Annotated in this window: 14 protein-coding genes; 8 read left to right on the top strand and 6 right to left on the bottom strand. The window is 61.3% G+C overall.

Features of this window, described 5'->3' with window-relative positions:
* Positions 1-1,463, top strand: a 1,463-nt coding sequence (gene lpdA / locus WBB14_RS33905) for a dihydrolipoyl dehydrogenase (RefSeq protein WP_424243632.1), incomplete at its 5' end; no start/stop codon positions are given.
* A gap of 198 nt (positions 1,464-1,661) precedes the next feature.
* On the opposite strand, the gene WBB14_RS33900 is transcribed toward lpdA, so the two are convergent.
* The 4 genes from WBB14_RS33900 to WBB14_RS33885 form a co-directional block, all read right to left on the bottom strand.
* Positions 1,662-1,856 carry a YjfB family protein gene (locus tag WBB14_RS33900; RefSeq protein ID WP_013393362.1) on the bottom strand — a complete coding sequence of 65 codons (195 nt, stop codon included), beginning with the start codon at positions 1,854-1,856 and terminating at the stop codon, positions 1,662-1,664.
* A 102-nt stretch (positions 1,857-1,958) separates the two neighbouring features.
* Positions 1,959-2,279: a helix-turn-helix domain-containing protein gene (locus WBB14_RS33895; RefSeq protein ID WP_424243631.1), complete on the bottom strand. Its 321-nt coding sequence runs from the start codon at positions 2,277-2,279 to the stop codon at positions 1,959-1,961.
* Positions 2,276-2,635 carry a type II toxin-antitoxin system RelE/ParE family toxin gene (locus tag WBB14_RS33890; RefSeq protein WP_424243630.1) on the bottom strand — a complete coding sequence of 120 codons (360 nt, stop codon included), beginning with the start codon at positions 2,633-2,635 and terminating at the stop codon, positions 2,276-2,278. Before WBB14_RS33890 ends, WBB14_RS33895 begins: the two co-directional genes overlap by 4 nt.
* 364 nt (positions 2,636-2,999) lie before the next feature.
* The gene (locus WBB14_RS33885; protein WP_424243629.1) at positions 3,000-3,797 is read right to left on the bottom strand and encodes a hypothetical protein; all 798 of its coding nucleotides are present in this window, start codon (positions 3,795-3,797) and stop codon (positions 3,000-3,002) included.
* Between the two features lie 368 nt (positions 3,798-4,165).
* Between WBB14_RS33885 and WBB14_RS33880 the strand changes: the two genes are divergently transcribed.
* Positions 4,166-5,776: a methyltransferase regulatory domain-containing protein gene (locus tag WBB14_RS33880; RefSeq protein ID WP_424243628.1), complete on the top strand. Its 1,611-nt coding sequence runs from the start codon at positions 4,166-4,168 to the stop codon at positions 5,774-5,776.
* Between the two features lie 172 nt (positions 5,777-5,948).
* Here the strand turns inward: WBB14_RS33880 and WBB14_RS33875 are convergent, their stop codons facing one another.
* The gene (locus WBB14_RS33875) at positions 5,949-7,151 is read right to left on the bottom strand and encodes a FliC/FljB family flagellin (RefSeq protein WP_424243627.1); all 1,203 of its coding nucleotides are present in this window, start codon (positions 7,149-7,151) and stop codon (positions 5,949-5,951) included.
* 432 nt (positions 7,152-7,583) lie between these two features.
* Positions 7,584-8,339 (bottom strand): RNA polymerase sigma factor FliA, encoded by a 756-nt coding sequence (locus WBB14_RS33870; protein WP_424243626.1) that lies wholly within the window; start codon positions 8,337-8,339, stop codon positions 7,584-7,586.
* Between the two features lie 430 nt (positions 8,340-8,769).
* Here WBB14_RS33870 and flhD point away from each other — a divergent pair, with 430 nt between their 5' ends.
* The 6 genes from flhD to WBB14_RS33840 all read left to right on the top strand — a co-directional run.
* Positions 8,770-9,093, top strand: a complete 324-nt coding sequence (gene flhD / locus WBB14_RS33865) for a flagellar transcriptional regulator FlhD (RefSeq protein ID WP_013393369.1) — start codon at positions 8,770-8,772, stop codon at positions 9,091-9,093.
* Between the two features lie 32 nt (positions 9,094-9,125).
* Entirely contained in the window at positions 9,126-9,707 is a 582-nt protein-coding gene (flhC, locus tag WBB14_RS33860) for a flagellar transcriptional regulator FlhC (protein WP_424243625.1), read from the top strand.
* Positions 9,708-9,825: 118 nt separating this feature from the next.
* Positions 9,826-10,701 carry a flagellar motor stator protein MotA gene (gene motA / locus WBB14_RS33855; RefSeq protein ID WP_013393371.1) on the top strand — a complete coding sequence of 292 codons (876 nt, stop codon included), beginning with the start codon at positions 9,826-9,828 and terminating at the stop codon, positions 10,699-10,701.
* A gap of 11 nt (positions 10,702-10,712) precedes the next feature.
* Positions 10,713-11,705 carry a flagellar motor protein MotB gene (motB, locus tag WBB14_RS33850; protein ID WP_424243624.1) on the top strand — a complete coding sequence of 331 codons (993 nt, stop codon included), beginning with the start codon at positions 10,713-10,715 and terminating at the stop codon, positions 11,703-11,705.
* A gap of 2 nt (positions 11,706-11,707) precedes the next feature.
* Complete coding sequence (locus tag WBB14_RS33845; RefSeq protein WP_207472520.1) at positions 11,708-12,088, top strand: response regulator; 381 nt, start codon at positions 11,708-11,710, stop codon at positions 12,086-12,088.
* Between the two features lie 29 nt (positions 12,089-12,117).
* On the top strand, positions 12,118-12,987 hold an 870-nt coding region (locus WBB14_RS33840), incomplete at its 3' end, for an Hpt domain-containing protein (protein ID WP_424243623.1).

Here is a 12,987-nt window from a genome sequence, read left to right as displayed (position 1 = left end):
CTGCGGCTGCGGCCGCCGCGCCCGCCGCGGCCAGCTTCAAGGGTTCGGCCGACGGCGAGTACGACATGCTGGTGCTGGGCGCCGGCCCCGGCGGCTACTCCGCCGCCTTCCGCGCCGCTGACCTGGGCCTGTCCGTGGTCCTGGTGGAGCGCTACGACACCCTGGGCGGCGTCTGCCTGAACGTGGGCTGCATTCCCTCCAAGGCGCTGCTGCACAACGCCGCCATCATCGACGAAGCCCGCGAACTGGCCGCCCATGGCATCAGCTTCGGCGAGCCCAAGATCGATCTGGACAAGCTGCGCGGCTATAAGGACAGCGTGGTCGCCAAGCTGACCGGCGGCCTGGCCGGCATGGCCAAGGCGCGCAAGGTCACCGTGGTGCACGGCGTGGGCGAGTTCGCCGACCCCAACCACCTGACGGTCAAGGCCGCCGACGGCAAGACCCAGACCCTGCGCTTCAAGCAGGCCATCATCGCCGCCGGCAGCCAGTCGGTGAAGCTGCCGTTCCTGCCCCAGGACGAGCGCATCGTCGACTCCACCGGCGCCTTGCTGCTGCGTGAAGTGCCCAAGAAGATGCTTATCGTCGGCGGCGGCATCATCGGCCTGGAAATGGGCACGGTGTATTCGACGCTGGGCGCGCGCCTGGACGTCGTGGAAATGCTCGATGGCCTGATGCAGGGCGCCGACCGCGACCTGGTCAAGGTATGGCAGAAGAAGAACGCCTACCGCTTCGACAACATCATGTTGAAGACCAAGACCGTGGGCGCGGAAGCCAAGAAGGACGGCATCTACGTCAGCTTCGAAGGCGAAGGCGCTCCCAAGGAGCCGCAACGCTACGACCTGGTGCTGCAGGCCGTGGGCCGCAGCCCCAATGGCAAGAAGATCGGCGCTGATAAGGCGGGCATCGCCGTGACCGACCGCGGTTTCATCGAGGTCGATCGCCAGATGCGCACCAATGTGCCGCACATCTATGCCATCGGCGACATCGTCGGCCAGCCCATGCTTGCCCACAAGGCCGTGCATGAAGGCCACGTCGCTGCCGAAGCTGCCGCCGGCCAGAAGTCCTTCTTCGACGCCCGCGTCATTCCGTCGGTGGCTTACACCGATCCGGAAGTGGCCTGGGTCGGCCTGACCGAAGACGAAGCCAAGAAGCAGGGCATCAAGATCGAGAAGGGCGTGTTCCCCTGGGCCGCCTCCGGCCGCGCCATCGCCAACGGCCGCGACGAAGGCTTCACCAAGCTTATCTTCGACGCGGAAACGCATCGCATCCTGGGCGGCAGCATCGTGGGCACTCACGCCGGCGACCTGATCAGCGAACTGGCCCTGGCCGTGGAAATGGGCGCGGACGTCGTCGACATCGCCAAGACCATCCACCCGCACCCGACCCTGGGTGAATCGGTGGGCATGGCCGCGGAAGTCGCCGAAGGCGTCTGCACCGACTTGCCGCCGATGAAGAAGAAGTAAGGCGCGGGCCGTCCGTCCGTGGACGGCCGTCTGTACGCGCAAAGCAAAAGCGCCGGCCCTGCAAGGGGGCCGGCGCTTTTTATTGGCTGGGCGTTGCTAGTGCAACAGCCGTGGTTTTCTGGAAGGCAGGCTGTGCTCTACCGATGTGGGAAAGTGGCTGTCCTTGCCTGTCTTGCTGCTGAGCCCGCCTGGCGCGGCTCAGGCGTGCGTATCGATGCGCGAACCTAGCGTCGCGTCCACTGCCAGCACCGGCAGCGATTGCATCAGCGTCAAGGCCGTATCCGCCTGGGCATTAAGCGCTTTCTTCAGTACGCGGGCCTGCACTTCCTGCATGACATTCGCGTCCTGCAAAGCCAGGGCGGTATTGACGGTACTGCTGATCGAAGCGTCCATGCTCGGAGTGTCCTAGTGTGTGGAAGGCAGTTCAGGCTGCCACAGGATTATCGCGTGGACAGCGGCTTTATGCGAGGGAATCTTGGCCTGCAAAGCCGCTATTCACGCGGCTACGGTAATCCCAGGCGCATGCGCCCGCCGCGCCGGTTCGACCACGATCTCGACATGCTGATCCAGCGACACCAAGGCCCGCATCAAACGCTCCAGCGAGATGTTCTGCAGCTTGTAACGACGAATCTGCGAAACCTTGGGTTGGGTCATGCCCGTAAGCGCCGCGGTTTCGATCTGGCTGAGCCCGCGTTGGTCGATCAGTTCATTGAGCTTGAGCGCGAGCGCCGCCTTGGCCGACAGTTCGGCGGCGTCCTCGAAACCAAGGTCCAGCAAAACGTTGTCGGTGCCTGGGGAATGTTCTTTGCGTGTCATTGCTTGCTCCTGCCGGACGAGTGCCGGGCCAATACCGCCTTCAAGCGCTTCTCGATGAGCGCGATGTCCGGTTGCGGCGTGGCGATACCGGACTTGGATTTCTTCTGGAAAGCATGCAGCACGTGGACAGCGTCACCTACTCGCACGGTATAGACAGCCCGGAAGGTATCGCCAAGGTAGTCATCGACCAGCTCATACACCCGCGAGCCCAGTCCTTTCCACGGCTTGGCCGAGACTGGTGTGCCTCCCAACTGGACGACGAACAGCGCCACGCCTAGATCCTTCTGAACTTCGATTGGGAATTTCGTGAAGTCCTTCTTGGCAGAGCCTTCCCAGTACAGTAGCTTTCTGTCCATAATTATATCTGTTCGGATATAGTTAACAAGCACCCCTCACTATCCGCCGAGTAGTGGCAGGCCGGACCTATTGGCCTGCTGCGCAGTGGCGAGTGCGGAGTAAGTACAAGGGCGAGTGTTGCCATGGCTGCGGGCGTATGAGCTGAGCAGCACGCAGAATAGGCGTACGCAGTCTGGTGCGGTGGCGGACAGAGATGGTTTCAGCACTCGTCGCGCAAGGGGCGGAGCTGATGATTGGTGTGGCTGGGTGTAGAGGCCTGGCAGCGTAGGCCGGCCGATGCTGAAGCCTCAGCTCAACCCATGCTCAGGTTCAGGCTGAGTGGGTGTGTCCGCAAACAGCGGTTTCAAATGAAAGTCCGCACTCTCAGGGCCGGTTTGGGCATTCCTTGATGATGCCCCATGCCTGGTTAGGCTCGCAGAATTGCCTGCGTGCGGCCCAGGAGCAGTCAGGGCGCTCAAAGAACCCCAGCGTGGCACAACGCGCCAACTCGTTTTTCAGTTCGCCGACCCAGGCCATGGGATCTTCGGCGGGGATCTCGGTCACGCGCAGGGTGGACCTGGGTGCGGCGCTTGTCGTGTCTGCCGTGCTCGTGGTCACGCGCGGCATTGCTGCATGCTCGGACTGTGCTGGCGGAACGGATTGCGGTTCAGCAGGCGTTGGTTCTGGCGCGGGGCTGAGCTCGGGTTGGGATTCTGTTGGGTCCGACTCCGCACGCGAATCGGAATCCGAACCTGGAATCTGCGGCGGCACTGGCACTGCGACCGACGTTAGTTCTGGCTGAGCGATTCCGGGATCAGCATGCGTGGATGGTGCGGGCGTCAGAGGTACTCGTACCGGGCCGGCAGCCGTGGCGCCGGAAACCGTCGTGTTCGGCGAACTCCACGACACCACCAGCAGCACCAGCGCACCATAGATCGCCAGCGTATACAGCACGGTCAACGTGGCATAACCCACGCGCTTGCCCGTGATCGGGCGCGCGTCTTCGCGTCCCACCAGAGCGCGCCATCCAACCAGTGCGGCACCAGGCGCCGAAATCAACCACCAGAACATCCGCCGCACCGGACCGGGTTCCTGTGGGGTGGGGGCGGCTTGCGCCTGCGCCACCAACAATTCGCGCAAGGCGCGGTTTTCTTCGCGCAGACGCAGGGTCTGCTCATCCATCGGCGCCTGGGTATCGGGATCCGGGGTGCTGCCGTGCTGCGTAGCGAGTGGATCGGGGGGCGTCGCGGTCATGTTGTGAAAACTATGGATACAAAAACGTGCAGTCGCGAGTATGAGGCAATCGAGGCAAGTGAAAAAGGGGAATAGTCTGAAAAAAAGGGGCTTGATTGGGACTGGGGTGTCTCTGGGCTGTAACACCTCCCAATGGTTCTTGATGTCCTCGCGTCGCAGGCCGACGGACACGGCTCGGCGGAGCCGCGAGTCCTCGCGTATACCCGTCGATTTGGCCGCTATTCGCGGGATTTTCTTGAAGATCGGGCTGTTAAGGTGGCTGCTCCATTTTTCCGCCCATGCTTTCAGGAGTTCCCGTGGACGCCACTATCCCCGTTTCGTCCGACGACGACAGCGCCAACCAGGAAATCGCTCGCCAGTACGACGAGCGGCCGTATGCCTCGGAGGCTTTCTACTTTTCATCTCCCGCGCATATCCAGGCGGCTGCGCATCTGTATGGCGTGACGGCACCGGCACCCCAACGCGCGCGGGTGTTAGAGATTGGCTGCGCAGCAGGCGGAAACCTCCTGCCTTTCGCGCTGGCGTATCCCGACGCCGAGGTGGTGGGAGTAGATCTTTCACCAGTACAGATCGAGGCAGGGCAGCAAGTGCTGGCGCGCGTGGGAGTCAAGAACATGACGCTGCACGCCATGAGCCTGACTGATATCGGGCCGGAGTTCGGCAAGTTCGACTACATCATCGCGCATGGGGTTTTCAGCTGGGTGCCTCCGACGGTGCGTGAAGCCCTAATGAAACTGTGCCATACCCACTTGACCGACGAAGGTGTGGCCTATATCAGCTACAACACCTATCCGGGTTGGAAGGCAGGGGATATCGTGAGGGACGCTATGACCTTGCACGCCCATGGTTTGTCCTCCGGCAAGGAACGTGTGGAATCAGCGCGTGCGGTGATCAATATGTTCAAACAGGGAATGGCTGGCAGCAATGTGCTGGGGGCCGCTCTGAGGAAGGTGTTGAATGCTCTGGACAACTTGCCGGACTACTATCTCGAACACGAGTACCTCGAAACCTTCAATTCGCCGTGTTATCTGGTCGAATTTGCCGATATGGCCATGCGTAATGGACTCGACCATATGGGTGACGCACAACCTCAGTTGGAAATTTCCGCCAATTACGGGCAAAAGCTGCAGCTGAATCTGAGCCTTATCGCGATCGGGCAGCCCAGACTGATTCGTCAGCAGTATCTAGACTTTCTCGTCGGACAGAATTTCCGCAAGAGCCTCTTGGTACAGCTCGCACGCCAAGTCGAAATGCTCCATCAGCCAGATCCTGTGCGAGCCAGCGAGCTGCGCTTGGCCGCGCACTTTGACAAGGTGGATGCACCCGCCGATGCCGATCCCCGTCAAGGCGGGCAATGGTTGCGCGATCAGGGCGGGGTCATGCTCTGCGCAGATACTGCAGCCATGCAAGCGGTCACTGACATGCTGTCGCAAACGTGGCCCCGTTCCTTGACAGTTGCTGAGCTCGTCGAAGGCATTGATATGCCACCCGCCGATATTGAACGCGCTTGGCTACATCTGGTCTCTGTGGGGCGGGTATTGCTTGTTCAGGATCGGACTCCGTACGATACCGCCTCGCAAGCTATGGCGCCCAGTCTGATACCCGGCGTCATGGTCTTGCTGAATCCCGACGCTCGCAATGAGAACCAAGTTGCACCTTCGAACCTTTGGCATTGTCCTGTGCGCTGGAGCCCGGATGTCGCGCAATTCTGGGCTATGAACCAAATGGACGGCCAGCGTAATGAGGCAATGCTGAGCAAGTTGTTGCGTGATGCTTGGCAACAGGGGGGGGTGCCAGGGCCGAATGGCGAAAGTCTGAAGGGTCAGCGCAACCTCGACGCCTTGGCTCAGCGCTTCATCAGGACGTTGTTGGAAATCCTGCGTCGCCACGCATTGCGGTTGTCCTGAGCGAGCTTGTTTGCTCAACGTATCAGTCCGGCGCCCTAAACGGGGCGCTTTTTAAAAAGTGTCGCCAAAATTCGGCCTCACCAATAAAAAGCGCCCGCGCGGTGAGGCGGCGGGCGTCTATTTGCCATTTGCCAAATGGGGCTGTTAGCCCCATTCAGCTACGTGGCGGTGCTTAACGCAGCAGCGACAGTACGTTCTGCGGAACCTGGTTGGCTTGGGCCAGGACCGAGGTGCCGGCCTGTTGCAGGATCTGGTTCTTAGTCATGTTCGAAACTTCGGTCGCGTAGTCCGAATCTTCGATGCGCGAACGAGCTGCGGACAGGTTCGTGATCGTGTTGTTCAGGTTGGCAACGGTCGATTCGAAGCGGTTCTGCAGGGCGCCCAACGAGCTACGCAGGGAGTCTACTGCTGACAATGCGCTGTCCATCGTGCTCAGTGCATTCGACGTCGAGCCTTGAACCATCGACGACAAGGAAACCTTGGAGCCGTCAAGAGTGAAGGTTGCCGTATTGGTAGCGAACGTGGCAGTTTGGGGGTCCAGGGCGACGAAGTAATCGGCCTTGAGACCCTTGGTGTCGAAACCGGAGGCCTTCAGTGCGGCGGCGGTGGTTGCGTCCGTGCCGTCCAACGAGACCTTGGCGAACCAGTTGCCGTTGCCGTCCTGGTAAGTGCCAGCATCGAGGGTCACCTTGCCGGCCGCAACGCCGAGGCGGCTTTCCAGTGCGGTAGCAAAGGCTGCATTGCCGCCAACTGCCAGCGTGTTCACAGCGGTAGATTCACCGTAGGCAGCCTTCATTTGAGCGGTCGTCGTGCCATCAGCAACCTTAGTCGGCACGCCATTGGTGCCATTGACGTTGAAGCCTTGCAGACCCAGCGTGGCGGCAGTGATTTCCTTCAGGTCGATGTCGATGGTTTCGCCGTCGTTGGCGCCGACTTGAATCTTCAGGGTGCTGTCCTTGGCCAGGACCTTCACGCCGTTGAACTGGGTCTGAGCCGACACGCGGTCGATTTCTTCCAGGCGCTGCTTGATTTCGTCCTGGATCGAGTTCAGGTCGGTGCCGGAGTTCGTGCCGTTGGTGGCTTGCACCGACAGTTGACGAATGCGCTGCAGGTTGTTGTTGATTTCGTTCAGCGCGCCTTCGGTCGTTTGAGCGATCGAGATGCCGTCGTTGGCGTTGCGGGCGGCTTGGGTCAGGCCCTTGACGTTGGCGGTGAAGCGGTTGGCGATGGCTTGGCCGGCGGCGTCGTCCTTGGCGCTGTTGATGCGCAGGCCCGACGACAGGCGCTCGATGGCGCTGCCCAGAGCCGATTGCGACTTGTTCAGGTTGTTTTGAGCAACCAGCGAGAGGTAGTTGGTATTGATGACTGCAGCCATGTTCAGGCTCCCAAGAGAGAAAGGCTTCTTCAAACTGGGCAGCAAGGCCGCCCACTGGTGTTAACGGGACAGTTCGTCGACTTGGTGTCTAGGAATCTCTCCGTTGCCAGGATTACGGCAGTCCAAAATCAATCTTTAGCGCTATTTCGCGAAAGTCGGCATTTTTCTTTGATTCGGTTGGGGGCCGCCGCCAGGCGCCAGGTGCCGGACTACCCATGCCGCGATGCTCATGTCTAGGTGCGCGCCTATCGTCAAGGCGCTCATCTGCGATGCTCCGGCGCTCAGAAATGTAAAGGGCGCTTGTGCACGGTCCTTCATGTGGCTGGCACGCAATGTAAAACGGACGCGATGTGCGTCCGTCAGGTTGAGAGCCTTCCGTGGCGAAGGCTGGCGCCGTAACGGCTTCCTTTTAGGCGCGCGCCCGGCGCCGATCTATATCACCTGCGCGATCTGCCCATCTTGGGGCAGTTCCTGCCAGGCCTGTTCCTTCAGCTTCACCCGGATCCGCGCAGTCGCCTGCGAGCGCAGCTGGCACACCCGCGCCTCGGTCACATTCAGGATCGCGCCAATTTCCTTCAGGTTCAGCCCTTGCTCGTAGCAGAGCGACAGCAGCAGTTTTTCGCGGTCGGGCAGGGTGTCGATGGCGTGGACCAGCGCCTGCCGGAAGTCGCTGGCCAGGAGCGAATCCAGCGGATTGCCGCCAGCGGCGCCATGGTTCAGGGTGGCGGCCCAGTCGGATTGGCCCGAGGCCGAGTCGGGCTCGGTAGTGAAATCTTCGTAGTGCACGATCTGCACGCCCTGGGCGTCATGCAGCAGCGAGTGGTAGTCGGTCAGCGGGATGTCAAGTTGTTGCGCGATTTCCGTTTCGGTCGGAGCACGCATAAAACGCTGTTCGAGTTGCTGGATGGCTTGCTCGATCTTGCGCGCCTTGGCGCGCACGCTGCGAGGAAGCCAATCCTGGCCGCGCAACTCGTCCAGCATCGCTCCGCGGATGCGGGTGGTGGCGTAGGTCTCGAATTGGGCGTCGGCCGTTTCCTGGTAGCGGCGCACGGCGTCGAGCAGGCCGATCATGCCGGCCTGTATCAGGTCGTCGAGCTCTACGCTGGCCGGTAGCCTGGCGAGCAATTGCAGGGCCAGCTTCCGCACTAGCGGGGCATATTCGACCAGGCTGTCATCTGCGTGGGGCATTGCGGGAATGTCGGGCGGTGTCCATCGTGGCGCATTTTCGGTTGTTGTCAATTTGCGACATTGTCGACAAACGCGCGGCTGCGGTAAGGCGGGCTGAATTTAGCGATCGAAAAGTGCCATTGTCGGCAAAAGAGCCCGTTTCATTCCCCAAAGTACGCAATGTTTTGATTGCTTATTTGCCAAATTGACGCAAATTCAGAGGCCTCTGATATGTCAAGGTGTATCGAATTTGGTAATTTGAGCAACATCAACAAAGATCTGTCATATAAGTTATAGAAACTAACATTGAATGTGGTAAATTTTACTTAAATTGCGAATAAATGATACATTTCGCATCAATGCTGAGTGTATCTGACACAAGAGCAACGGAATTCCGGTGCTTTTGCTTACACAAGCCCCCATCGGCGGGATAGGGAATAGGGAGTTGGGCGTGCAACAAGTCGAAAATTCATTGCTGACAGACATTCGCGAAGTGAATCTGTCTTATTTGTTACTGGCGCAGCGCATGCTGCGCGACGACTACGCGGCGTCGATGTTCCGCTTGGGATTCAGCAATGAAGTTGCTGACATCCTCATGCGTCTTTCGCCGGCGCAGTTGGTCAAGCTTGCAAGCTCCAGCTCGCTGCTGTGCCGCTTCCGCTTCGATGACTACAGCCTGCTGTCCGCCCTGACCCATGACGTCCTGGGTGGTGCGCTGCAGCAAGCGCACGCAACCATCCTGCTGGCCAAGCAGCCTGTCGAAGAATTGGCCTGACGGCCTGATCATTCCATCCGGAAACACGTGTAATGGCCACCAAGAGCGTTTCGCAGGAAGCGGATGACATTCTGCTTGCCAGCTCCATGATCACTTTGGGAGCTCGGCTGCAGGTGCTGGAGGCTGAAACCAGCCTCAGCCATGACCGCCTGGCGCGCCTGTACCGCGAAATCCGCGGCTGCTCGCCACCCAAGGGCATGCTGCCCTTTTCGGTTGACTGGTTCATGACCTGGCTGCCGAACATTCATTCCTCGCTCTTCTACAACGTGTATTCGTTCCTGAATACGCGCACCAGCAGCAAGGGCATACGCGCCACCATCGACGCCTATCGCCTCTATCTCGAAAACGCCGGCACGGATGCCGCCGAAGGCGCAGAGCCCGTGCTGAGCTTCACGCGCGCCTGGATGCTGGTGCGCTTTTTTGATAGCGGCATGCTGCAAATGTCTGCCTGCCGCCAGTGCGGGGGGCATTTCATCGCCCACGCCCACGATCCCCAGTCCGATTTCGTGTGCGCGATCTGCCGGCCGCCACCCCGCGCCGGCAAGACGCGCGCCGCGGCCAAGGCGCGTGCCGGCACTCGCCCCGCGCCCGCTGCGAATACCGCCCGGCTCTGACCGGCGGTATCCAAATACATCAAAAGCCCTGGAAAACCCCCCGTAACCCGCCTTTTTGGGTCGAGGGGAACAGGGGATCATTGACGCCGGTTTTAGACTTCGTTGGCAGGGGCCTGATGTGTTGATTGTTATCGGTTTTCTCGTGGTGGCCGTGTCGGTCGTCGGCAGCTTCATAGCGCTGGGCGGCCATTTGGGCGCGCTATACCAGCCGTTTGAGCTCACGCTGATCTTCGGGGCGGCTTTCGGGGCTTTCCTCGCCAGCAACAGCAAGAAGTCGCTGATGCTGGTCAAGGCTGCGCTACCCGACTCGCTGAAAAGCTCGCGCTATGGCAAGGACGTGTACATGGAGCTGATGGCGCTTCTGTACGTGTTGCTGAACAAGGCGCGCCGCGAAGGCCTCATGGCCATCGAGTCGCATATCGAAGACCCGGAATCCAGTCCGATCTTCAGCGAGTATCCCCGCATCGCCAAAGACGCCAAGCTCATGGAGTTCATCACGGACTACCTGCGCATCATGATCAGCGGCAACATGAGCTCGTTCGAAATCGAGACGCTCATGGACGAGGAAATCGAGACCTACCGCCATGAACGCGAAGTGCCCGTGCGCGCCTTGCAGCAGATGGCCGACGGCCTGCCGGCCTTCGGCATCGTGGCGGCGGTGCTGGGCGTGATCAAGGCGCTGGCCGCCGTGGACCAGCCTCCGGCGATTCTGGGCGACCTGATCTCCAAGGCCATGGTGGGCACCTTCCTGGGCATTCTGCTGGCTTACGGCTTCGTGGGCCCGCTGGCCTCGCGCATCGATCGGCGTAGCGACGAAGCCACCAAAGTGCTGGAATGCATCAAGACCACGCTGCTGGCCAGCATGAACGGCTATCCGCCGCAACTGGCGGTGGAATTTGGCCGCAAGGTGCTGTTCTCGGCCGTGCGCCCGACCTTCGGTGAACTGGAAGAACACGTCCGGCAAGCCAAATCCACCGCCACCGGCAAGGCCTGACGGAGCGGGCCATGAGCACGGTAAACAATCACCGCGTGGTGATCCGCCGCAAGAAGGGCGGGCATGGGGGCGGGCACCACGGCGGCAGCTGGAAGATCGCGTACGCCGATTTCATCACGGCGATGATGGCGTTCTTCCTGGTGATGTGGCTGATCAGCATTGTGCCGCGCGAAGAACTCAAGGGCATCGCGGAATACTTCCGCATGCCGCTGCGCGTCGCCATCGCGGGCGGACCCAGCAGCTCGGCAGAGACCAGCGCGGTGCCGGGCGGCGGCAGCGACCCCTTGCGCAGCGAAGGCGATGTGCGCCGCGCGCAGGGTAACCGCGTCGAGGCGCAGCCAATGGGCGACGCCGAGCGCCGCGAGCAGCATCGCCTGGAAAACCTGAAAAAGCGGCTCGAGAACGTCATCGAGACCAGCCCGGTCCTGAAGAGCTTCAGGCCGCAACTACTGATCGACCTGACGACCGAAGGCCTGCGCATCCAGATCATCGACAACCAGAACCGTCCGATGTTCGCCACCGGCCGCGCGGATGTGCAGCCCTATATGCGCGACATCCTGCGGGAACTGGGACCGGTCCTGAACGAATTGCCCAACAAGGTCAGCATTTCCGGCCACACCGACGCATCTCAATACGCGCGCGGCGAACGCGCCTATAGCAACTGGGAGTTGTCGGCCGACCGTGCCAATGCGTCGCGCCAGGAACTGGTGGCCGGCGGCATGAACGAAAGCAAGGTCCTGCGCATCCAGGGGCTGTCGTCCAGCATGAGCCTGGTTAAAGATGACCCGTATGCGGCCGTTAATAGACGTATCAGCCTAGTGGTGCTCAACCAGAGCACCCAGCGGCGCATCGAAAACGAGAACGCCGCGGCTGCGGACGTCAGCGCCAAGGATGCCCGCGAGGTGGGAACGGCAGTGGAAGCGGCGCAAGCCGCAACCCAGGCCGCGACGGCAACCAAACCAGGCGAGGCGGTGAACAACCCGCCCGCGGAAGGGGTTCGATAGCAATGGCGGCAACGATTCTTGTGGCGGACGATTCGGCGACGATGCGCATGATCGTCCAGGCGACGTTGACGGGCGCGGGATGGCAGGTCTTGACCGCCGGCAATGGCCAGGAAGCGCTGGAAATGGCCAAGCGCCACCCGGTCGACCTGGTGGTCAGCGACTGGAACATGCCGGTCATGGGCGGTCTGGAGCTGATTCAGGGTTTGCGCCAGGAAGATGCGTACCTGGACGTGCCGGTGCTGGTGTTGACCACCGAGGACGACGTGGACAGCAAGATGGCCGCCCGGGATCTGGGGGTCTGTGGCTGGCTTTCCAAGCCGGTCGACCCCGATGTGCTGGTGGAATTGGCGTCTGAACTGCTCGACGAGCAGGCCGGCGCGTAAGCAGGTTCATTTTTGAAGGCGTACGGGTCATGAGTTCTGGTTTGGACCTCAGTCAGTTTTACGAGACCTTTTTCGACGAGGCGGACGAGCTGCTCGCGCAGATGGAGCAGTTGCTGCTCGAGCTCGATGTGGGCGCGCCCGACATCGAACAGCTCAATGCGATCTTCCGTGCGGCCCACTCGATCAAGGGCGGGGCGGCGACGTTCGGCTGTTTCACGCAGCTGGCGGGCACCACCCATTTGCTGGAAAACCTGCTGGATGCGATCCGTCGCGGCGAAATGGCGCTGCGCACGGACATGATCGATATTTTCTTGGAAACGAAAGACGTGCTCAAAAGCCAACTGGATGCCTATCGGGCCTCCGAAGAGCCCGATGAAGCCGTGTTTGAGCGTATCTGCGCCGTATTGAGGCAGCTTGCGCTGGAGCATAAGGATCCCGCTGCGACCCCTGCGTCGGCCGAGGTCCCCGCACCGCTGGCAGCCCCGGCTCCAGCCCCCCCACCGGTGGCCGCTGCGCCGGCGCCTGTCCCCGAGCCTGCAAAGCAAGCGCCGGTCGTCGAAGCCGGCGGCCTGCCGCTGCGCGTGCGGATCACCAAGGTTTCGGACAAGGACGCAGCCTCCTTGCTCGAGGAAATGGGCAATCTCGGCAACGTCAAGGCCAGTGAACGCGCCAACGACGCCCTGACCGTGTGGATGGACAGCACCTGCACGCCGGACGATATCGAGGCCGTATGCTGCTTCATCGTTGACGGCGACCAGCTGGAAATCAGCCGCGAAGCCGCTCCGGCGGGTGCAACCCCGGTCGCCGCGGCTCCCGCTGCGGCGCCGGCTCCTGCTGCTCCCGTGGCGCCTGCCGTGGCCGAGTCGGCAGCGGCCGCCGAAGCCATCACGCAGTCGGCC

The organism is Achromobacter sp. (genome assembly GCF_049647645.1).
Lineage (GTDB): Bacteria > Pseudomonadota > Gammaproteobacteria > Burkholderiales > Burkholderiaceae_B > Achromobacter.
This window is presented reverse-complemented; position numbering and strand designations above follow the sequence as displayed.

Excerpts from the sequence above, each read along its gene's own strand:
- WBB14_RS33875 (WP_424243627.1), bottom strand. The coding sequence starts at position 7,151 with ATGGCTGCAGTCATCAATACCAACTACCTCTCGCTGGTTGCTCAAAAC.
- WBB14_RS33890 (WP_424243630.1), bottom strand. The coding sequence starts at position 2,635 with ATGGACAGAAAGCTACTGTACTGGGAAGGCTCTGCCAAGAAGGACTTC.
- motB (WP_424243624.1), top strand. The coding sequence starts at position 10,713 with ATGAGCACGGTAAACAATCACCGCGTGGTGATCCGCCGCAAGAAGGGC.
- flhC (WP_424243625.1), top strand. The coding sequence starts at position 9,126 with ATGGCCACCAAGAGCGTTTCGCAGGAAGCGGATGACATTCTGCTTGCC.
- WBB14_RS33845 (WP_207472520.1), top strand. The coding sequence starts at position 11,708 with ATGGCGGCAACGATTCTTGTGGCGGACGATTCGGCGACGATGCGCATG.
- WBB14_RS33895 (WP_424243631.1), bottom strand. The coding sequence starts at position 2,279 with ATGACACGCAAAGAACATTCCCCAGGCACCGACAACGTTTTGCTGGAC.
- WBB14_RS33885 (WP_424243629.1), bottom strand. The coding sequence starts at position 3,797 with ATGGATGAGCAGACCCTGCGTCTGCGCGAAGAAAACCGCGCCTTGCGC.
- WBB14_RS33870 (WP_424243626.1), bottom strand. The coding sequence starts at position 8,339 with ATGCCCCACGCAGATGACAGCCTGGTCGAATATGCCCCGCTAGTGCGG.
- WBB14_RS33900 (WP_013393362.1), bottom strand. The coding sequence starts at position 1,856 with ATGGACGCTTCGATCAGCAGTACCGTCAATACCGCCCTGGCTTTGCAG.